General features: G+C 51.2%; 16 protein-coding genes. 2 read left to right on the plus strand and 14 right to left on the minus strand.

Translation table 11 applies throughout. The features are described 5' to 3' along the window. Positions 1 to 211 precede the first annotated feature (211 nt). The 7 genes from QQK89_RS10595 to QQK89_RS10625 all read right to left on the minus strand — a co-directional run bounded on the left by QQK89_RS10595 (position 212) and on the right by QQK89_RS10625 (position 12781). On the minus strand, positions 212 to 1831 hold the full coding sequence (locus QQK89_RS10595; RefSeq protein ID WP_284238529.1) for a helix-turn-helix domain-containing protein: 1620 nt from the start codon (positions 1829 to 1831) through the stop codon (positions 212 to 214). Continuing rightward, positions 1828 to 3633: a cache domain-containing sensor histidine kinase gene (locus QQK89_RS10600; RefSeq protein WP_284238530.1), complete on the minus strand. Its 1806-nt coding sequence runs from the start codon at positions 3631 to 3633 to the stop codon at positions 1828 to 1830. The genes QQK89_RS10595 and QQK89_RS10600 overlap by 4 nt, the downstream gene beginning before the upstream one ends. Positions 3634 to 3759: 126 nt before the next feature. Then, positions 3760 to 5496 (minus strand): extracellular solute-binding protein, encoded by a 1737-nt coding sequence (locus tag QQK89_RS10605; RefSeq protein ID WP_434481650.1) that lies wholly within the window; start codon positions 5494 to 5496, stop codon positions 3760 to 3762. Positions 5497 to 5709: 213 nt separating this feature from the next. After that, positions 5710 to 6375, minus strand: coding sequence for a beta-glucanase (gene bglS, locus QQK89_RS10610; protein WP_434481654.1), 666 nt, complete (start codon positions 6373 to 6375; stop codon positions 5710 to 5712). 102 nt (positions 6376 to 6477) lie between these two features. Next, a complete protein-coding gene (locus tag QQK89_RS10615; protein ID WP_284238532.1) occupies positions 6478 to 10785 on the minus strand; it encodes a carbohydrate binding domain-containing protein in 4308 nt (1435 codons plus the stop codon). A 220-nt stretch (positions 10786 to 11005) separates the two neighbouring features. Beyond that, positions 11006 to 11884 (minus strand): carbohydrate ABC transporter permease, encoded by an 879-nt coding sequence (locus QQK89_RS10620; protein ID WP_284238533.1) that lies wholly within the window; start codon positions 11882 to 11884, stop codon positions 11006 to 11008. Between the two features lie 12 nt (positions 11885 to 11896). After that, on the minus strand, positions 11897 to 12781 hold the full coding sequence (locus QQK89_RS10625) for an ABC transporter permease (RefSeq protein ID WP_284238616.1): 885 nt from the start codon (positions 12779 to 12781) through the stop codon (positions 11897 to 11899). 221 nt (positions 12782 to 13002) lie between these two features. On the opposite strand from QQK89_RS10625, the gene QQK89_RS10630 reads away from it, so the two are divergent. Both QQK89_RS10630 and QQK89_RS10635 read left to right on the plus strand, forming a co-directional pair. Beyond that, positions 13003 to 14730, plus strand: a complete 1728-nt coding sequence (locus tag QQK89_RS10630) for a sensor histidine kinase (RefSeq protein WP_284238534.1) — start codon at positions 13003 to 13005, stop codon at positions 14728 to 14730. Positions 14731 to 14740: 10 nt separating this feature from the next. After that, on the plus strand, positions 14741 to 16366 hold the full coding sequence (locus tag QQK89_RS10635) for a response regulator (protein ID WP_284238535.1): 1626 nt from the start codon (positions 14741 to 14743) through the stop codon (positions 16364 to 16366). 710 nt (positions 16367 to 17076) lie between these two features. Here the strand turns inward: QQK89_RS10635 and QQK89_RS10640 are convergent. The 7 genes from QQK89_RS10640 to QQK89_RS10670 all read right to left on the minus strand — a co-directional run bounded on the left by QQK89_RS10640 (position 17077) and on the right by QQK89_RS10670 (position 20757). After that, positions 17077 to 17385 carry a hypothetical protein gene (locus QQK89_RS10640; RefSeq protein ID WP_284238536.1) on the minus strand — a complete coding sequence of 103 codons (309 nt, stop codon included), beginning with the start codon at positions 17383 to 17385 and terminating at the stop codon, positions 17077 to 17079. A 155-nt stretch (positions 17386 to 17540) separates the two neighbouring features. Further along, positions 17541 to 18059 (minus strand): GNAT family N-acetyltransferase, encoded by a 519-nt coding sequence (locus QQK89_RS10645; RefSeq protein WP_284238537.1) that lies wholly within the window; start codon positions 18057 to 18059, stop codon positions 17541 to 17543. 1 nt (position 18060) lies between these two features. Further along, positions 18061 to 18432: an iron chaperone gene (locus QQK89_RS10650; protein WP_284238538.1), complete on the minus strand. Its 372-nt coding sequence runs from the start codon at positions 18430 to 18432 to the stop codon at positions 18061 to 18063. A 171-nt stretch (positions 18433 to 18603) separates the two neighbouring features. Next, positions 18604 to 18945, minus strand: coding sequence for a DUF1801 domain-containing protein (locus tag QQK89_RS10655; RefSeq protein ID WP_284238539.1), 342 nt, complete (start codon positions 18943 to 18945; stop codon positions 18604 to 18606). A gap of 126 nt (positions 18946 to 19071) precedes the next feature. Next, positions 19072 to 19734 carry a bacillithiol biosynthesis deacetylase BshB2 gene (gene bshB2 / locus QQK89_RS10660; RefSeq protein WP_284238541.1) on the minus strand — a complete coding sequence of 221 codons (663 nt, stop codon included), beginning with the start codon at positions 19732 to 19734 and terminating at the stop codon, positions 19072 to 19074. 40 nt (positions 19735 to 19774) lie between these two features. Continuing rightward, complete coding sequence (locus QQK89_RS10665) at positions 19775 to 20119, minus strand: YojF family protein (protein ID WP_284238617.1); 345 nt, start codon at positions 20117 to 20119, stop codon at positions 19775 to 19777. An 83-nt stretch (positions 20120 to 20202) separates the two neighbouring features. After that, a complete protein-coding gene (locus QQK89_RS10670) occupies positions 20203 to 20757 on the minus strand; it encodes a GNAT family N-acetyltransferase (RefSeq protein ID WP_284238542.1) in 555 nt (184 codons plus the stop codon). Between the last annotated feature and the right edge of the window lie 57 nt (positions 20758 to 20814).

Genomic DNA, 20814 nt, shown 5'->3' on the forward strand with positions numbered 1-20814 from the left:
TCTACTGTGAAGTATAAAGAATGGAAGCACCCGCCAGTGACGCCATATTCCGCTCTTTCAGCACAAAAGCACAGGAATAAAGAACAGTCCTGCTCGGCAAACGGAAGGGACTAGCAAAATATTCGGATTCCATACTCCGATATTCGGTTAATTGCTTCATTCGCAAAAAAACACCGCAATCGCGATGTTTAAGGTGGTACCGGTATAAAATTTAAATGTTCCGCTGACGCTCCATATATTCGGACGGGGACAAGCCCGTATAGTTCTTAAACAGCTTGATGAAATAGCTCGTATTCGAATAACCGACAAGCGCCGCGGCATCGGCAACCTTCAGCGTCTGCCGTTTCAGAAGCTCCTTCGCTTTCTCCATCCGCACCTGCATCAGGTACTCGTTATAATTCATGCCCGTTTCTTTCTTGAACAATTCGCTGATATACGTCCGGCTCAGATGAACATGGTCCGCGATATCCTGCAGCATCAAGTCCTCCGCATAGCGCTGCGCAATGTATTCGCATGCCCGCTCCACGGCTTCGACGTATTGCGGACGCTGAGCGCTGATCCGGTCCATGATCTGATGGAACGTGCTGCTTGCCCAGCCGGACAGTTCCTTAAACGTTGCATACCGCTGAACCTCTACATGGGCGTCAATATAGAGTGTCTCGAGCTGTTCCATTGGAACGCCTACCGCCCGCCCCCGGTTCACCGCAATATAAATTAGCTCCAGAACCAGCGATCTTGCTTGCTTGGCGGACAGCAGCTTGCCCGTCCCCAGCTCGTCCATGATTGTCGCAAGAAGCGAGCCGGCTTTGGCCGTCAGACCATTATCCATATAGCCTTGGAACATAGACGTCCAGCCGGAGCTGACGTTGTTGTAGGCTGAGCTGCCCGTGCTGCTCTTTTCTTCATACCAGGCGATTCCGGGATCCCCATAAAATAAATGACGGTCCGCAGCCGCAAGCGCCTCCGACAGCTGCTCCGGCAGATAAGACAGCTTGCTGTACATATGGCTAATGCCGATAACCGCGTCTGCGCAGACAAACCGCTTAAGGTGCTCGCTTGCCCGGCTTGCCAGCACAAGCAGCGACTCCCGCTGCGACTTCAATCCCGTATGAACCGAATTGCAAAGCATTATATACAGACCCGGCTTGTATAGAAAGGAGCAGCCGTTGCCCAGTTCATGCTGCATTGTCTCGTCCAGAATGTTAATGACGGCGTTTTGCAGAAGCCCTTCCTCTTGAATCCGGAGGGGCTTCTCGCCTTGTACAATTCCCACGGCAAGCAGGGTGAGATGTTTCTCGGACAACCCGATATGCAGACGCTCCATCTTGTCCGCGAAACCAATCGCCGCCTCTCGGCCGCCCTCCAAGAGTTCTCGGAAATAAGCATTGCGCAGCGTAACCTGGCTTTCGTTCAAGCTGTATCTCAGCGCGTTTATCTCGCTAGCCGCCCGTTGATCCAGCTCAATATCCTTCTTGATTTTCCGCAAAATCTCTTCCAGTCCGGACAGCGTAATTTCCGCCTTCAAAATATATTCGCTTGCTCCAAACTTCAGCGCTTCCGCCGCGAACTGGAACTCGCTATAAGAACTGAACACAACCGAGCGGATACGCGGCAATTCCTCTTTGAGCGCTTTAATCAGGTCAATCCCGTTCATTCCCGGCATCTTAATGTCCGTAACGACAAGGTCAACCGGATGGGTACGGCAAAAAGCTAAAGCGTCCTCGCCGTTTGAAGCTTCGCCCGCAATACGGTAGTCGCCGCCCGTCCGCTCCACCGTCATCTGGAACCATTCCCGGATCATCGGTTCGTCATCCACAATTAGAATATTCATCTTGTCCGCACCTCCTCCCATTTGTGTATAGCGGGTATCCTAATGAGGACCGTTGTTCCTACTCCCGCTTGCGATTGCACCGTGATTCCGTAATTCTCGCCAAAATTAAGCTGAAGCCGTTCGTGGACGTTCCGGTAACCGCCGCGGTGAACCAGCTTCCCGTCCTGATCCGCCGGTACTGAGGCGTCCATGATGTTGCGATCCATGCCGACCCCATTGTCTTCGATCTCAAAACATATATCGTTTCTTTCCATATATCCTCTCACGACCAGTTGCCGCATGCCCGATCCCTTGCGTTCCAGGCCATGGAAAATCGCATTTTCAATTAACGGCTGCAAAATAAGCTTGATGGTCTTGTATTCATAAAGCTCCTCTTCAAGCTCATAGCGAATCTCCATCCGGTCTCCTTGCCTTATTTGCTGGATGTATAAATAATTGCGGACCATCTCGAGCTCTTCCCCAATCGGAATAAGCTCGTCCTGCTTCGAAATCGATTGCTTCAGCAGCTTCACCAGCGCTACGATAACCGAATCAATCGTCTCCGGCTTATGCTTCACGAGCATAAACCGGATTGAAGCAAGCGTATTGTACAGAAAATGCGGATTGATCTGCGATTGCAGCGCCTGGAGCTCCGCATGTCTTTTGCGTTCCTGCTCGAGCCGGATATTTGCCAGCAGCTCCTGGATCCGTTCGATCATGCGATTGAACTTTCTCGTCAAATGCCCGATTTCATCTTCCGAGTTAACGGGAAGACGGACGGACAAATCGCCAAGCTCCACCCTTCCAAAATGGTTATACAATCTTTTGATCGGGACGGCAAGACGCCTTGCCATGAAATAGGAGGCTGCGTAGGCAAGCAGAACGACACCGGCAAACACTAGGATCACAATCTTCTGAAGCTGGTTGATACTAGACAATACCGTCGCGGTTGGCGTGTATGAAATAAGCTTCCAATTCGTCTTGCCAATCGTCTGGAACGAAATCAGCTGCTCCTTCCCGCCTTCCTCCGCCCGGAAATAACCGGAGTCGTAATCCCGAATTTTATAATAGTACGGCCGGTCCGCCAGTGACTGACGGATCTGGTCTTTATGGCCGGAGGAGATAATCCTTCCGCTGGCATCCACGATCTCAATCTCCTGCGCTTTATCAAGCGCGCTGCTGTATAAATCGTTAAGCGAGCCTTCATTTACGCTGACCGCCACAATGCCAGTGGGTGAACCGCTTTCAAACCGCTTGCTGATCCGCACGCCATAGAAGGCGGCCCCCCGGTCTACTCCCGTCAGCTCCGGCATCGGCTCGGTTACCCAAATGATCTTGCCTTCACCGTAGACGGCAGCACGGTACCATTCCTTGCCCGAATACGAGCTGACCGGCTGAGACAACGTCTCTTCCATGCCGTTGCCCGGAAATTCAAAGCCGTTAAGTCCTCTCAGCAGCACTTGAAAGCTGATCCGGTTAAACGAATAAATGGAATTAGACAGCATTTGGTCGAAGGAGGCGCGTTGCATGGCATATTCGTAGCTGCTTGGATCAAAGGTTTGCGTAAACGCGTGGTTTACCTCGGTACTGAGGAAGAATTGGTTCGACACCGCGATAATGTCATCCAGCATCCGGTCGGTTTTATCCGCAATCTGCCCCAACATCTTCAGATTCGACTGACTGACCTGCGAGGTGATGGAATCCTTCGATATTTGCAGCGAAATGGTTCCGAACAGTCCCAGCGGTATAATAATGAGCACCAGCGAAGCGATCAGAAACTTATTTTGCACGCTGCTTTTTCGAATAAACCAGTTCCATACCATGTGGAGCTCCCCCGTTACTTGGCGTATGACTTTTTAAATAACCATTACTATAACATAAAAAGTATGAAGAGCGGGGGGCGAAAAAAAACCGCCCCTAGTATTTAGAGGCGGTTTGGAAACTTATTATTATTTTGTTCCGCCGCTGACGGATTGGTACCACTCGTTTACTTCCTGAGTGATTTTGTCGCCGCCGGAGGATTTCCACTTGTCCACGAATTTGTCGAAGGAATCAACCGGCGCTTTGCCGTAGATGATTTGCGAGAAGGTATCCTTCTCCATCTTCGCGAGAATATCGTTGCTCGTCTGCATCGTTGCCGTCGGAGCACCCGTGAACATTTGAGGCAGAACCGAATCCTTCTGCTCCAATACGATCTTCGCCGCTTCAAGCAAAGGTTGACTCGAGCTCAGCTTGAGCTTTTTCTCGAATGGCGTTGTTGCTTCTTCTCCGCTTGCGAGCTTCGAGAGCACTTGCATGTTCAGGCTTGGAATACGCGCGCCGTCAAACGTAATCGTATACTTCTCCGGTGCGTAACCGCCGGTGCTTGCCGCGTCCGTCTTCACTTGGCCGTCTGCCATTACCCAGTCATAACCTTCGGCAAGTCCGTTCTCGAACTCTCCGCCAACTTGCGGATTCGCGTATTGCTCGAACAGGTAGTTCTGGTAAGCGAAGAACGCTTCCGGATGTTCCATCTCGGCATTGATCAAGACAACCCCGTTGGAGTTAGACGTTCCGTGACGGCCGACTTTGCCATCCGGTCCAGCAGGCAGAGGATATGCTTTGTATTGAGCGTCTTTATTGTTTTTCTTCACGTCTTCAAGCGGCCATGCCGGCATCCAGTGAGGACCAACCACGATGCCTGCTTTGCCGGCCGTGAAATCTTCTGCTGCTTTGGTCTCGTCGTACAGACCCGCTTCCGTTGGAAGATAACCTTTGCTCATCCAGCTTTGAAGAGTGGCAAGAGCCTGCTTGGAGCCTTCCGTAACGGAGCCGTATTCCAGCTTGCCGTCCGCGGTTTTGTTCCATTGGTTCGGCATCGTGCCGTATGCGCCAAAGATCCAGCCCGCATCCGACATCCAAGTGTTGATCCAGTTCTTGAAGCCAATCGCCAGACCGTAAGTATCTTTCTTGCCGTTGCCGTCCGGATCCTGGTTCGTGAAGGCATCCATCACTTTTTCAAGATCGTCCAGTGTTTTTGGAGCGGCTAATCCAAGCTTCTGCATCCAGTCTTCGCGAATCCACATCACCGGGTCGCCATTGTAAGCGTAATCGAGAATCGGAATGCCGACGCGTTTGCCGTCCTCCATGTACGGATACCATACCGTTGGATCTTCGTTCATTGCGTCCTTCCATACTTGGCTGGCATACTTATCGAATAGCTCGCCCGCATCAATAAATCTTCCGGAATCGATTAGCTCTCTTACAAGGTTAAAGTCGCCGCGGTAAGAGATAATGTCCGGCATCTTCTCGTTTGTTGCGAGAGACAACCGAAGCTTCGTTTCGAAAGCGTTGTTGGTGGAAGGCGCAATCCACTGGTTTTTGAGCTGAATGCCGAATTTATCAAGCGCCCATTTCGTATGGACGTTGTTGTCCTGATCTTCGCCCTCTTTGAACTTCACGTCCGGCCCCCAAGGACGCAAATAGCTAATCGTAATCGGAGGATCGAATTTCACGTCTTTTGCTTCCGCGCCCGCGTTTGCATTACCTTCGGCAGCGGTGTTGCTAGGCTCTTGGCTTGCGTTGGAATTGGCATTGCCTGCTGCATTGTTATTGTTGCCGCATGCGCTTGTAATCGCCGTGAGGGAGATCACTCCCGCAAGTACCATGGTAGGCAGCAACTTTCTTTTATGTTCTTTCAACTGCATTTCCCCCAGTGCAATGTAATAGCTTACAGGACTTATATTAAGGAACCCGCTAGCCCCGTTCTATACTAAGATTGCAACATCGATTGCACTTCTTTAGGATGTTCGAAATTGAATATGTATCTTAAAATTTTACTGTACCCGGCCGCTTGTGTCAGTTGGAATTTCCTGTACAAAAAAATAACGGTACAGGATCCCCCTGCACCGTTACCTCTATTAATTGCTCGTATATTTCGTCCAATCGTACTCCGCGTAGAGTGGATTGGCGCCGTTGTAGGCGCCGAGCCAGCCGTCTACGCCGGTGCCGTTCCAGATGTTCATCATGATTTTGCCCGGATTGCTTGGGATGTTGGAGGTCGCCGTATGCTTCAGCACACCGTCCACATACCATTGAATCGAGCCGGCTTGCCAGTTAAACGCGTAAGTATGGAAACCTTGCGAGGCATCAAAGCCAAGATCGACAACCTTCTCGTGGCCGCCAACGCCATTCGTGAAGTAGTTGAACTGCACCTTCGTTGTATCCTTGCCGAGGAACTCGATGTCGATCTCATCCCATGGCGTTCCGTCGGCCGGGCCGGTGTACGTGAAGAAGGAGGAGACGATACCGGTATTTTTCGCAGGTTTCATACTAACCTCGTAGAGGCCGTAACCGTATTTGTATACGGACCGGAATTCCGCGCAATCAAACACGTTGTACGCCGAGCTCGTTAATCCCAGCTTCAGATGGCCGTCGCTGGTAAAGCTTACGTTGTTCGCCCGCCAGGTACAGTTGAACATGCCGCCGTTCGAGTAGCCGTCCGCCTTCTGCCAGGTGACCGGATTGTAGTAAGTCAGCGGTTCCCAAAACTCCGTAGCCCCGTAAGAACTTGAGACGAATAACATGGACACGATTGCCGAACCCGCCATCAGAAGAGACGCTTTCTTTTTCATGGAACACCTCCGGTTATAGTCCAAACCTTAAAGCAATCGATCTATTAAATGGCGTTAAACCGGTCCAAGATTGACCAAGCTAACGTCCGAGATCGTGATCATGGCATTGCCGGCATTACCGCCTGGAATATTGCCCATATCGAAGGAAATGCGGGATGTATTATAACCCTCGTCGGTTACGTCAAACGTAAAGGTGAACGTCTGCTCTTCTTCCGTCAAATCTACCTGCTGGCCGTAATAGCCATGCCAGGCATACCCCGCAGGCACATCCACCCAGCCGATTCCAAGCCCAAGCTTTCTGGCCGTGCTTGCTTTTGCTTTGAAGCTAAACGAATATTTATAACCCTGCTGAATAGCGAAACCTTCCTGGATCACCTGGCGGTCCCATGGATTATCGCCAACGGCGCCAATTGAAGACTCGAGCTTACCGTTATTCGCCGCGATCGAGAGTTCGCCCGGGGCTGCGGTATAAGCGAACCATCCTTCAAGACCACTTGCGAAATTGCCGTTCTGCAGCAGATTCACATTGGTCGGTTGTCCGCCGCTTTCCGCCGAACCATTCACCTCGTACAGCCGTACATTGTCGATCCTTACCGTATGCGGGCCTGCGTTGTCTGCCGGGTCACCAAGCCCAAACACAAGTACGGAAGCCGGATCGGAGTTATTCTCCATTGTAAAAGAGTACGTATAATGTTCTTGGTCCTCGGTCAGCCGTGCCGTGTCTTCCAAATACTTGGCGAACTCCCCGCTGCTCTGCGAAACAACAACCTGCATCGATTTCGGGCTTGAAGCCGACGCCTCGAATTCCAGCCTGTAGGTTTTGCCTTTCTCGATAGGAAGCGGAGTCTGCTGCAGCGTATCGTCCCACCAGTTCGCGCTTGTTCCCGGAAGATCCGCTACAACTTCCCCTTCTTCCGCACGGCTAATGGTTGCCCCGGAACCCGCAATAAAACTCCATCCGTTAAGATCGGCATCAAATCCGCCGTTCTGCACGAGATTTGGCGATAGATCGACCCAAAGCGTGTTATAGCCGAAGCCTTGGAATTCCAAGTAATAATCATGACCGGCTTCCAACGCGGCAGGCTTCAAATAGATCGTCTTATACGTTTGCCAGCCTCCCGTATTGCCGAGATCATAACTCATCTGCGAGATGACGGCACCCGTCTCGTCTTTGATCCGCAGTCGGATTTGCGATTGATCCTGACCGCTGGCGACTCTTGCCGAGATTTGATAGTTCCCCTCGTGCGTTACGCCAATCTTGTATTTGAGCGTATCCCCTTCATCCATATAAGCGATATTTTTGCCGCCTTCGCTTGCATTCTCCAGCTGCAGCCCTTGCATCTCCCAGGCCCGGGCGGCCGGAATATGCGTATAGCCCGCAACGGCAAGCGGCTCGCCGCGTTTCACAAGCCGCACATTATCCACGTAAATCTTGCCCGTATCGCCGCCGAACAACAGCTTTAACTCCGCATTCGCTTGATCTGCGCCGTCCCCTACAATTGCTTCAAGCGAGTAGGTTTGCATCGTTGTTCCTAGCGTGACGTTGCTTCCTCCCGGGAACGCAACCGAATGATCGCTTGTCAGGTCAACCTTCATACTCCGTTGCATATCGGCTTTGGCATCGAAATAAATCGCGTATTCGCTGTTCTTCTCAAGCACCAGATCCGGCTGGGTAACCGAGACCGCTTCCGCTGCCGTACCGCCATTCTTCACATCAACAACCAGTTGCCGTTCATAGATCGGAAAAGCCAGGAAGTTATTGACGCTAACCGTAGCTTCAGCATCCGAAGCCACCGCCTTGGTCCAGAATGCCAACCGGTCTTTCCCTTGATCAAACGTGCCGTTATAGATCAAGTTGCCGTCAGCTAGCGCCGTCCGCTCCGCCGGTACCTCCGGCTGCAGAGACGCATCGCCAATCTCAACCAGCTTCGCATTGGCGAGATAAACAGCGGTGTCATCTTTGCCAAGATTGAATTCAAATCTCGCGTTATTATCCGTGCCTTCCAGCATGTCGAACGTATATTCATAAGACTTCCAATCGGTTGTCAGATTCGCGTATTGCTCGCCCGAATAGTTCTTCCAGCTCTTCTCGAACTGATTCACCTTGGACATAAGCGTACGCGTTCCGTCCGCCTTCGCGTCGTAAGTGACTTTATACTTCTTGCCCTTCTGCAAAAAGACCGGCATCTGCGTAAGCTGAACGGAATAAACTTCCGTGCCGCTGTTATCGATCGCGATTTTTGCCGCTTTCCCTTGTGCCGCGTCATCCAATACCGTCACTTCGCCGGTACCGCCCGCATTCAAGAGAAACTGCCAATCTTGCGGAACGCCATTTGCATCAGTAGGCTGCGTAAATTTCTCGTTATAGAGCAAATTCCCGTCTGCTTGCGGCTCGCGTTTGGGCGATGGCTCCGGCGGATTGCCCGTTACGTCTTCCCAGCTGGCGAGATTCTTGTATTCATACACGCGGACAAAATCCACATTCATCTGATCCGCCGCAAAATCGCTGTTAGGCGCTCCCGGCCAATCTCCGCCAACGGCCAAATTCAAGATGAGATAAAACGGCCGGTCAAACGGCGCGGGATACGTATAATATTCCGGCTGTCCCGGACCTTTTGTTTTCCAGTCTCTCACTTCATGGTAGAGTTCTCCGTCCACGTAGAACCGGATAACCCCCGGCAGCCATTCCAGTTGAAAATCATGATAATCATCGGCAAACGACTTGCCCTCAGGCAAAACATAGCTACTCTGATCGGAGCCATGCGAACCGTCAGGTTGAACGCTATCGTAATGAAGCGTGCCATAAGCGCGGTTCTTGTTCGCCCCGCCGATCAGCTCCATCAGGTCAATCTCGCCGGATGCGGGCCAGCCCCCGTAATGGGCTTCATCCGTTGGCAGCAGCCAAATCGCCGGCCACATGCCTTGCTGAACCGGAAGTTTCGCGCGAACCACCACTTTGCCGTAAGTCCAGTCGCCCTTTTCTTTGGTAATCAGCTTCGCGGACGTATACTGGCTGCCTTTATGTTCTTCTTTCTTCGCTTTGATGCTTAAGACGCTGCGGTCTCCGTCCTTCTCGATAACTGCATTATCCGGATTGTAATATTCCAGCTCGTTATTGTAGACGACGCCGGTATCCTGTACCGTCCATTTGCTGGAATCAAGCGAAGAAGCATTAAATTCGTCATTCCAGACCAACTTCCATTCATTATCCGCAATGGTTGTTGAAGGCACGGGCTTCTCGCCGGATGTTGCCGGCGGATTTGTTGTACCGCTTCCCGTTGAGCCAGAGCCTCCGGCTACTAGCGATGTTACTGTGCCAGCCGGTACCGATTTGTCATTGACCGTGACGCCGTCCGATTGAACTTGCAGCTTCCGCGCCGCGCTGTCTTCCGACCACTCGAAATCCGTCGGCTGCTGGATCAGCACTTCGCCGGCTGTCGTGCCGTTCGAGAAAACAACCCGTACCGGACTGCCTGGCTTGTTAATAAGCACTTCATTCAGCTGGGCATGATCAAATACAACGGAGTGGCTTCCGCCGCCTTTAATAACGGTCTTGCCTGTCACGGACACGTCCTTTAACGCAACGTCGCCTTCCTTAATTCCTTCGGCAAGCAGCAGGTTCCCGTGCACAGCCGTACCAGTGACCGTCACGCCGGTTGAGCGGATAATGAGGTTGCCTTCCACTTCAGCGGCATCATACGCGGCAGGCTGCGTAACCAAATCACCGATCATGCCGGACAATAGAACGGCTGATTCGGCGCGCGTAATCGGCGATTTCGGCTGAAGTTTGCCGTTGTAGCCTTTTATGTATTTTTCGTCTGCTAAATAGGTAAGCGCTTTCTTGGCATAGCCGGATACATCCGCGTAATCCTTATATTGCCGAAGCGCCGCATCCGATTCGGAGCCCGTCGACAGCTCGAACGCACGGTCGATCATAACTGCCGCGTCTTCTCTTGTAATGCTGGCGTTTGGCGCAAAATGCCGGGCATCCACGCCTTGCACAATTCCCGATCCGCTTGCTTTTGTTACCGCGTCATAATACCAGGCGTTCTGCGCTACATCTTGAAAGCCGTCCTTATTCGATCCGGCAAACCCGAATACCCGGTCCAGCATCGTAATGAACTCGGCTCGGCTGATGGTAGAACCGGGCTTAAACCCGCCATCTTCGTAACCGCTTACAACTCCAAACGAAGCCATGCGCTTCACTGCCGTTTCTGCCCAATGCCCTGTCATATCCAGAAACGACGTAGCACTAACCGGCTCCTCGGCGTGAACGCGATTCCCGCCGGCAAACGGACTTATGCACGAGAGAAGCATGCTCCCAATCATCAATTGCGATAGCCTTTTTTTCACGATTTCCATCCCCAAATAACCTCCTAAAATGAATGATCACCATAATGACCTTTTAAGAGGTCATCGTGATGATTCATACTTCGAAAGCGTAAGCCTAAAAAGAATAATCACACAAACGGCTTGGGAAAAAGCCGTTTGTGATGATTCTTACTTCGAAAGCATAAGCCTAAATTCGTTTATCCTGCTGAGTATGGCGAGGCCGCGCAGGCGGCCTCATCCCAGGTTGCAGTTACTCTTTTACCGCGCCAATAACCATGCCTTTTACGAAAAACCGCTGCAGAAACGGATAAACAAGCAGAATCGGAAGCGCGCCGATAAAGATCTGCGCAGCCCGTACCGTACGCTGCGAAATGTTCTCCAACTGCTTCGGATCGACGTTGATTTTGCTGAAATCCTGCTGGACGATAATCGTCTGGAGAAGCGATGCCAGCGGATAATCCTTGACGTCCCGCATATAGATCATCCCGTCGAACCAGGAGTTCCATTGGTACACCATCGTGAACAGCGACAACGTTGCGATCGAAGGCATCGACAGCGGGATGAACACAAGAACGAGCGTCTTGAGTTGGCCCGCGCCGTCCAGATAGGCCGCTTCTTCCAGCTCCTTCGGAAGACTCCGGAAGAAATTGAGCATCAGAATGATATTCCATACCGATACCGCGCCGGGCAAGATCAGCGCCCAGATCGAATCCATCAGTCCCAGCTTCTGCACCAGAATATAGCTTGGGATGAGGCCCCCGCTGAACAGAATCGTAAAGACAAAGATCCAGATGTACATCGTGCGGCCGCGGAAGTTAAGATCCTCCTTCGACAGCGGATAAGCCGTAATGAGACAAAGCGCCATGCCGATTGCCGTAGCAAGGATCGTTCGCATGACCGAAACGCCAAGCGAGTTCAGAAAGTTGGAGTTGCCGAACGTTTTCTCATAAGCGTCCGTTGTGAAGCCGATCGGCCAGAAGCCTACGAGATTCGACGAGGCAGGAGCCATGCTGCTGAACGAGACCGCGAGAATATGGATAATCGGCAAGATGCATAAGATCGACAGAAGGCCAAGAAACACATAATTGCTGATGCTGAAAATTTTGTAGCCAAACGTTTTGTGGTACAAAGTAGAACCCCCTTAGAAGACGCGGTAATTCGCAAATTTATAAGCCATACGGTACGAGGTCGCAATTAGAATGGTTGCTACGACGGATTTGAACAACCCGACCGTTGTTGCGAAGCTCATTTTCCCGTTCAAAATCCCTAGCCGGTACACGAACGTATCGATAATATCGCCTTTCTCCATGACAAGAGGGTTATACAAGTTAAAGACCTGATCAAAACCCGCGTTCAGAATGTTGCCGATCGATAACGTGCCAAGCACGATTGTAATCGGCATTAGAGCCGGCATCGTAATGTGAATGGTCTGCTTCAGCCTTGAAGCTCCGTCGACCTCCGCCGCTTCATACAGCGCGGGATTAATGCCGGCAAGCGCCGCCAGGAAGACGATGGTGCCAAAGCCAAATTCCTTCCACACGTCGCTGACGATCAAGGTAAACCGGAACCAGTTGTTGTCGCCAAGGAAGAAGATCTCCTTGAAGCCAAACGCCGTCACCGCTTTGTTCACCAGCCCTCCGTCGGGAGCCAGAATGTCGAGCAAGATCCCCCCGAGAATGACCCAGGACAGAAAATGCGGCAAATACACAAGCGTTTGCGTAATCCGTTTGAAGGCCATCAGCCTTATTTCGTTAAGCAGAATGGCGAAGAGGAACGGAACGATTAACCCCGCAGCCATTTTGAAAAAAGCAATGACAAGCGTATTCCAGATGACCTGGCCGATATCCGGATATTTCAGCAGAAACCGGAAGTTGTCGAAGCCTACCCATTCAGACCCCGTCAGTCCTTTAAAAGGCTTGAAATCCTGGAAGGCAATCACGATGCCCGCCATCGGAACGTATTGAAAAATAATGACCAGAATAAGCGCCGGCAGAAGCATCATGTGCAGGGGCCAGTTCCGTTTCATGTTCCAGCTTTTCCTTGCAGCACGGCGTTTTTCTTGTGGTGTGGATAGCTGTACAGCTGTTTCTTTCACCGCGGTAACCTCCATATTCAGACAAATTTTTATACTATGCGAGGTCGCCTTGACCTTGTATGATAACGATTATAGCAACGCCGATTTTGGATCTATATCCTAATATTGCAACAACGATATTGATATTTTAACTATCTTAAGGGGGCATCATCTTGCTGCTGCGCTTTAATGTTTTTACCAAAATTTCGCTTCTGGTGCTGCTCTTGCTCATCCCGGTCTTATCTCTGTACACCTATTCCAACCGGGAAAGCGTGCGCGTGATCGAGAACGAAATCCAAAGCGGCACAACGAATCGTCTATCCTCCTTCGCTGCCCAAGTGGAGTCCAATATTTATCAATTATCACTCTACGGCGTATCGATCGGACAAGACTCCAGCATCCAGGAATTCCAGCGGCCGGACTTCAAAGGGCAGCCTTACGAACGGGTAAAGCTAAGCGTCGCCATCCTGGAGAAAATGAATCTGTACAACGCGGCAAGCAAATGGCATTCTACGATTACGTTGTATTTCCCGCGTACGGGGGACGCCTTGTCCACGGAATATTACAACACGATCACTTATCAAGAAAGCGCTTTTACAAAGCCCTTCCTCAAATCTTGGGAGTATATGGGCGATAACTTTGTCTGGTATGCCACCGAACCTACGACGGCCATGTCCAATCCCCAAAGCGCGAGACTTATTACGAAAATCAGCTTCCCGATCACGCATTTGAAGACGATGCTGAACGAGAACAAGGTGAATAACAGCGGCGATCCTTTCCTGTTCAACGCCAGCCAAGGCACGATTCAGAACAGTTCGGCCCATGAATCAAAGATTGCTATGCTCTCGCAGAAGCTGAAAGATTCCAAGCTTGGCGACAGGGGCGGGTTCCGCACGAAGCTGGACAATACGGAATATTACGTCTCCTACATCAAGTCGAATAGTCTGGATTGGTATTATGTCGACTATGTTCCGATGCAGCAGATTCTAAGTCCGATTACAAGCAGCCGGAATTTGTTCTATACCTCGATTGCGGTTCTGCTCGTCATGAGTTTGGCGGTTATTTTCATCATTTACCGGGGTGTGCAAGTCCCCCTGCTGCAGCTCGTCCGGGGAACCAAACGGCTCTCGTCCGGCGATTTCTCGGTTCGGCTTAACCATTCGGGCAATAACGAATTCAGCCTTTTGTTCGGGCGGTTCAATATTATGGCGCAGCGGATTCAGGAACTTATCGAGAATGTGTACGAGGAGAGGTTGCGGCGGCGCGAAGCCACGCTGAAACATTTGCAGTCCCAGATCAACCCGCATTTTTTGTACAACTGCCTGTTCTATATTAAAAACATGGCGCGGATGAAAAATGAAAAAGCGGTCGTGGCGATGTCGCTTAATCTAGGCGAATATTTCCGTTACATAACGAGGTCCGAGAACGACGAAGCGACTATCCGCGAGGAGCTCAGCATGGTTACGAATTACTTGGAAATCCAGTCGCTTCGTCTCGAGCGGATGCGATTTACGATCGATGTAGCGGATGATATATTGGACAAGACTATTGCCCGGTTAACCCTGCAGCCCATTGTGGAAAATGCCATTGTTCACGGTCTGGAGCCGCAAGCGGAGAATGGCGAAATCCGTATTCGCGGGTACGCCGACGATAACGGCCAGTATCGTTTGATCGTTGAAGACAGCGGAGTTGGCATGTCCGATGAGGATATGCGGGAACTCCAGCTTAAGCTTACCAAACCGCTGGATGACCAAATGGGCTGCGGGACTTGGAATGTGCACCAAAGACTGATGTATCTGTTTGGAGAAGAAGCCGGCTTGTCTTATTCCGCTTCCGAATTAGGGGGAATCCAGACCATGATTGCCTGGAGCGATAAAACAAGCCATAAAACGATCGAGTAGGTGAAGCAGCATGTTACAGCTCTTGTTGGTAGATGATGAACGGTCCGTTGTTGAGACCTTGGCCGAGACGATTCCCTGGGAAACGTGCGGCATTACCGTTGTTCACGAAGCGTTATCCGGACCGATGGCTCTGCAGATTATGGAAGACCATCCGGTTGATATTGTCATAACCGATATCCGCATGCCGGGCATGTCGGGCATCGAACTTATTACGGCGATTAATAACAAGTGGCCGCATGTTAGAACGATTTTGCTGACGGGTTATGCGGATTTCGATTATGCCAAGCAGGCGATTGCCCAAGGCACCTTTGATTATTTGCTGAAACCGGTCAGCGACGAAGATCTAATAGATTCGGTGACTCGCGTCGTCAACCAAATCAAGGCCAAATGGGAGCAAGTCGCCTCTTACCAGAAAACGTTATATACGTTGAATGAACATCTCCCTCTGCTCCGTGCGAATACGCTCAATGAGCTGCTGCGGGGCAGCACTTCTTCTGCTCTGGCGGACAAGCTGAAGCTGCTGGAGCTTCCTTTTGCCGCTGGGGATGACATCTGCATGATGCTAATGCGGATGGAGGAACATTTTGCCGAAATGCCCGGACAGGATTCCGCGCTCATGGAATATGCGATCTGCAACATTACGAGTGAAATTATGCAAAAAGACTACGTCATCTGGCATGCCCGGGACGCCCATGATTACATTGTTCTGGTCGTAAAACCTAAAGACTCGTCTGTGGCCCGAGCCGAGGCCAAAGCTCTGCTAGAACGTTACGCCGCGCAAATTCAAACCAACGTACAGCTCTATCTCAAGGGAGCGATTTCGGTGCTTGTTGGAGGCTGGGGACCGTTCCCGGCGCAAATCAAGGACATTTACGAGAATGCCGTCACCTCCATGCGCCGGAAAATGGGTTACGGAAAAGGGCTGTTTGTAACTACACAGGAAGCAGCGGAGACCGGGTCGGTTAATACGTTATGGTCACTGTATGAGCCGCCTACTCTAATTAGCCTTTTGGATGCCGGCCGATTCGACGATGTGGAGGTTAAAATCCGACATATTTTCCGGGATATGCTGGAGGCTGGCAGCGAGCAGGATGTACCCGAACAGCTGATCGAAGCTTATCATGTGCTAGCCGGAGCTTTTTCGTATATCATCCACAAAAACGGCAAGCAGCTGTCGACGATTTTGTCGGCTGATGCCATGAAGTTCTTCCGTGCTCCGGCTTATACAACCGCGTCGCAGCTAATGGAATGGTCCATCCGCATTCTGCAGGCCATCCGCGAAGATGCGGATCAGGAGCTGAAAGATAATCACAGCATGATTGTCCGGTCGGTCCGGTCGTTTATTGATGCGAATCTGGCCAAGGACGTATCCTTGCCGGCTATAGCCGATCATGTTCATCTGCACCCGGTGTATCTGTCGAAGATTTATAAGGCAGAAACCGGTGAGCCTCTGACGGAATATGTATATCGGCTGCGGATGGAGAAAGCCGCTTTCCTGCTCCGCACGACTCCGGCCAAAGTATTCGAGATTTCCGAGACGGTTGGCTATAATAACACCGCTTATTTCATACGGGTGTTTAAGAAGTTTTTTGACGTGACTCCGCAAGAGTATAGGGGGGACGATGAGGGGAGGTAGTTGTGGCGTGGTATTGCGCTGTGGGGGCGGGCGCTGGGTCGCTGTGGCTGGCACTACGCAAGTAAATGTTCTTCCGATCGCTGTTGTTTTCAAAGTTTCCGATTCCAATTGGTTAAAGGTTAAACTTTGAAAACAAAGGCGAACGCTCCGCTTCTCCAGAACATTTACTTGCTCCGTGCCTGCCTGCTCCTTGCCTCGCGCTACACACCACAAAAACCTTGCTTCATCGTTGGGGATGAAGCCGAAGAGACCCGCGCTCGCTGGGTCTTTTTTGCTCGCGCGAGCGCGACAAATAAGCGGTCGTGGGCTTCGCCACTCCGCGCTGCTAGCGCTGCAACTCCCACAGCGCCTACTTCTGCAGCAGGCTTTTTGCCTGCTGCACCGTTACTCGCACCGTTACTCGCACCGTTCCGTCACCGCGCCTACCTCCTGCAGCAGGCTTTTTGCCTGCTACACTGCTACTCGCACCGTTCCGCCACCGCGCCTACCTCCTACAGCAGGCTTTTTGCCTGCTGCACCGCTACTCGCACCGTTCCGCCATCGCGCCTACCTCCTGCAGCAGGCTTTTTGCCTGCTACACCGCTACTCGCACCGTTCCGCCACAGCGCCTACCTCCTGCAGCAGGCTTTTTGCCTGCTGCACCGTTACTCGCACCGTTCCGCCGCACAACCGAGCAGTAACGCAAAAAAGACCCCGAAGGGTCTTTTTGGTTACTGCTCGGTTTCGGGCTTGGGCTTGAAACGGCCGATAATGTCCATCACGTACTTCACGATCAGGGATAAGCCGCCGATAAAGAACAACGTTATCAGCGTCCATTCCGTCGGGTCCAAGGACACAATGGATATAAGGAAATACATCGGATATACGTAGAATAGGATGTCCTTTAGATAAGGAAGAAATGATGTCTTGAAGCTTCCCTCCCAGAACGACTTGGAAAAGGCAATTACGAAATCGATAATCATGAATCCGAATACGCCCCAGAACGTGTACTTAATCCAGTCGATAAGTGTAAATGTCACTTCATCATCACCACCTTCCTACACCATATGCGATGAAAGGTGACATGTTGATAAAAGCGCCCAAAACTTTTCGACTGGCTTGTGTGATTTTTGACAATTTCCGAAACAAAACGCTTACAACGATTCTACAAATCGCCGTAAGCGTCGAATGGTCACTATTCGATCCAGAACCGCCGGATCACATTCCCGTCTTCCTCTACAAAATGATCATCTTCCACTCCGCCGTTGTTCAGAATGGTCTTGGCCGACCCGACATTCCAATCGTCGCAGCAAACCAAAACCCGCTGTACGCCAAGCTCTCTAATCTTCTCGAGCGATAAATCCAGCATCTGGGTCGCATAACCTTGCCGTCTCGCCGAAGGACGGATTCCGTAGCCGATATGCCCTCCCCGGTCCATCAGCCATGGCGTTAACGCATGCCTGATATTGACTGCGCCAACAACCCTGCCATCGTCAGCCGCAAGCCAATACGTCGAATGAGGCACCCGGTCATCCGCAATGCCGATTCCTCTCTCCTGATCCTCCAGCCACTGAATCATCGCGGCAAAATCCGACGGATCCTGCTCCACCACCCAAGGCACGATATCCTGCCCGCTGTCGATCCATTCCCGGTAGAAATCCAGATACGGCTCCTTCCACTCGAGAGACGGACGAACGAGATAGACATTCTCCATCCTACTTCTTCCCTTTCTCCCGATTCTCCGCAGCGCGGTATTCGGTAATCCGTCTAATCAGCTCGAACGGAATCGGCTTGTTCAGCGGGAACTGTACGGAGCCCTTCGCCCCTTTGTAAGCGGAAAGCTCCTCTTGGAAAGCGCTAATCCCGCCGGCCGTCGGGTAAAATCCGATATGCTTCTTGAACGCCGCATAATAAACCAGATTTCCGTTCAGCTCAAAAGCCGGCATCTGGTAGCTGATCTTTTCTTTCGCATCCGGCGCAGCTTCCTTAATGACTTCTCGGATCTTTTCCAATATAACCTGCAGGTCCGGGGGGAAATTTGCAATATACTCGTCTATGTTTGTAAATTCTGTTTTATTCGCTTCCATAACGGCTCCTTTCGCCCCTACACATCATCGCTTCCCGATATAGGGATACATGTCCGTATTATAAAATCCAACGCTATACACAATCAACTATCAGCAGCCGCCTTGTTCCTCCAGCCAGTGAGTGTGTGCAATGCCCGGCGCGGAGCAGCGTAGCCTTCGAGCGCATTCCGTTTACAATCCCGCCGCCGCTTTATTCAGCAATTCGCCGAGCAGGCTGTAATCCACGGCTTGTCCGTCTTTGAATTTAACGGTCTTCCGCTCGGGCGGCCCGTCGAAACCTTTCGGAAATTCGATGCCTTCGGCATTAAAAATAACAAAACTAACCGCGTCTTTCGCCGTTGAAATGACGGCAGCGTATTTGCCATTTTTCAAGAAATGGGGTTTCTTGTATTGAATCCGTTCTTCCACGCTTGGGACAGTCTCATGCACCAGATCTCGGAGGGCGCTAGACAGTTCCGCCTGCCATGGTTGCGCTAACGCACCGATAAAAGCCGTCACTTCTTCTTGTTTCATGCCCATCTCTCCTTGTTATCGATTCTAGTAACCACTATACCATTTTGACCAAATAATAGAAATCCAGACGGCGCGTACGCAAAAAAGCAGACCCTGCTTCTAAGCAAAGGTCTGCTGTCATCGTGCTTATTTCCATGTCTCGAACTTATAGGTCCAGAACCGTTCGGTGCCGAAGCGCTCCCGGATTTCTTTGTCGGTATGCTGCTTGCTGCCGATAATATCGGCCGCTTGGAATTGGGAACGGTGCGCCCGGAGCGCAGCCAATTTGTTCTTCAGGTAATCCCGCACGTCAAACGAAATATCCGGCTTGCCGATCGCCTGCTCGTGATCCCGGGAGAACGCCATGCAATATACCGGAGGGCGGTCCGCCTCGGGCAGCCTTCCCACCGTCCGGACAACCGCTTCGCCGGTTGCGTCATGATCGGGATGAACGCTGTAGCCCGGGTAAAACGTGAAGATGACGTCGGGTTTTACTTCCTCAATAAGAGCATGAATATGTTCATCGAGAAACACTTTGTCCTCGAACTCAATCGTCTTGTCATGGAAGCCAAGCATCCTCAAATCCTGAATGCCAATAGCGGCGCAAGATTCTTCAAGCTCTCCGCGGCGGATCTGCGGCAGCGTCACGCGGCTTGCGAATGGCGGAAACCCCATGTTGCGGCCCATCTCGCCTAACGTAAGGCAAGCATAAGTAACAATTGCGCCTTGATCGATCAGCTGTGCCAGCGTGCCAGACAACCCAAACACTTCATCATCCGGATGCGGCAATATAACTAGTACTCGTTCCATCTGTTTCTCTCCTTCCTTTAACTCAAGCTGTCCCAAAAGGTTAAAAAGGTTCTCTGCTCAGTTGCAGCGAAACGACAAGCTTGCCTTGCTGGTCATGTCCGGCAAGAATAAGCCGTTCCGGTTCGTTCTCCTCGTAGTGGGTCAACCCTTCCGAATAGATCCAGCCCTGCAGCATTTTCAGGCCGACACGGTAAGGTCCGTTCCCTGAAATCAAACTATGCGAATATTGAATAACGGCGTTGGTTATAAAAGTAGCGGCAGGATGCTTGGAGGCATCATGATGAGCCGCGTAAGCTCCTGTTGTCATCTCAAGATGAATATACACATCTTGATCTTTAAGGCTTTCCAGGCGTCGTTGAACTTCAGCCGGATGGATCGGTTGCATCATCTTGGATTCTCCTTTGACCTTATCGTCATAATGAATTGAGAAGATTGTATAGTAAGTTTATCGGAATAGCAAGAATAAGATTACTTTTCCAATACCTTTTTCTCATACAGATTAAAATCGGCGATCGGGTTTGTTGCCGTGCCTTTGAATTCGTAACCGCAAGTGCTTCCGTAGAAGCCGTTCAGCTTCGGATTGTTGGCAATGCAGTCAAGCCTGATCCGGTCTTTGCCCGGGAAATGAATGCCCTCGCTAGACCAACGGACGATAGCTTCGCCAAGGTTGGTTCCGGCAGCCGCCCGGTTAATATTAAGACGGTGCAGATAAACGGAGCTCTCATGCCCCTCTTCGCCCCATAACTCCCGGTCCCACGGACTGGCGTGCTGCATCAGCATAACCATGCCCATAAGCGTGTCTTCCTGCACGAAAATATATACTTCGCCGCGTTTGATGGCTTCCGGCGTCTGATGGGAATCTTCTCCCTGCAACAACCCGCTCCATTGCGAAGAACCTCTGCTTTTTAGCCAGGTTGCCGTATCCACGAGCAGTTGCAATACCGCTGGCGTATCCTCTTCGGTGGCTTGGAATACTTTTATATGATTCTGGATGATCCCGATTGGTTCTGCTTGCGTAAACATTAGATATCCTCCTGCTAATCCAAAGATATCTCCAGTATACTCCTTTCTGTCAAACCT

This window comes from Paenibacillus glycanilyticus (genome assembly GCF_030161375.1).
Taxonomy (GTDB): domain Bacteria; phylum Bacillota; class Bacilli; order Paenibacillales; family Paenibacillaceae; genus Pristimantibacillus; species Pristimantibacillus glycanilyticus_B.

Coding starts and splice junctions, on each gene's coding strand:
- QQK89_RS10595 (WP_284238529.1), bottom strand. CDS start 1,831: ATGAATATTCTAATTGTGGATGACGAACCGATGATCCGGGAATGGTTC.
- QQK89_RS10600 (WP_284238530.1), bottom strand. CDS start 3,633: ATGGTATGGAACTGGTTTATTCGAAAAAGCAGCGTGCAAAATAAGTTT.
- QQK89_RS10605 (WP_434481650.1), bottom strand. CDS start 5,496: ATGCAGTTGAAAGAACATAAAAGAAAGTTGCTGCCTACCATGGTACTT.
- bglS (WP_434481654.1), bottom strand. CDS start 6,375: ATGTTATTCGTCTCAAGTTCTTACGGGGCTACGGAGTTTTGGGAACCG.
- QQK89_RS10615 (WP_284238532.1), bottom strand. CDS start 10,785: ATGGAAATCGTGAAAAAAAGGCTATCGCAATTGATGATTGGGAGCATG.
- QQK89_RS10625 (WP_284238616.1), bottom strand. CDS start 12,781: ATGAAACGGAACTGGCCCCTGCACATGATGCTTCTGCCGGCGCTTATT.
- QQK89_RS10635 (WP_284238535.1), top strand. CDS start 14,741: ATGTTACAGCTCTTGTTGGTAGATGATGAACGGTCCGTTGTTGAGACC.
- QQK89_RS10645 (WP_284238537.1), bottom strand. CDS start 18,059: ATGGAGAATGTCTATCTCGTTCGTCCGTCTCTCGAGTGGAAGGAGCCG.
- QQK89_RS10650 (WP_284238538.1), bottom strand. CDS start 18,432: ATGGAAGCGAATAAAACAGAATTTACAAACATAGACGAGTATATTGCA.
- QQK89_RS10655 (WP_284238539.1), bottom strand. CDS start 18,945: ATGAAACAAGAAGAAGTGACGGCTTTTATCGGTGCGTTAGCGCAACCA.
- bshB2 (WP_284238541.1), bottom strand. CDS start 19,734: ATGGAACGAGTACTAGTTATATTGCCGCATCCGGATGATGAAGTGTTT.
- QQK89_RS10665 (WP_284238617.1), bottom strand. CDS start 20,119: ATGCAACCGATCCATCCGGCTGAAGTTCAACGACGCCTGGAAAGCCTT.
- QQK89_RS10670 (WP_284238542.1), bottom strand. CDS start 20,757: ATGTTTACGCAAGCAGAACCAATCGGGATCATCCAGAATCATATAAAA.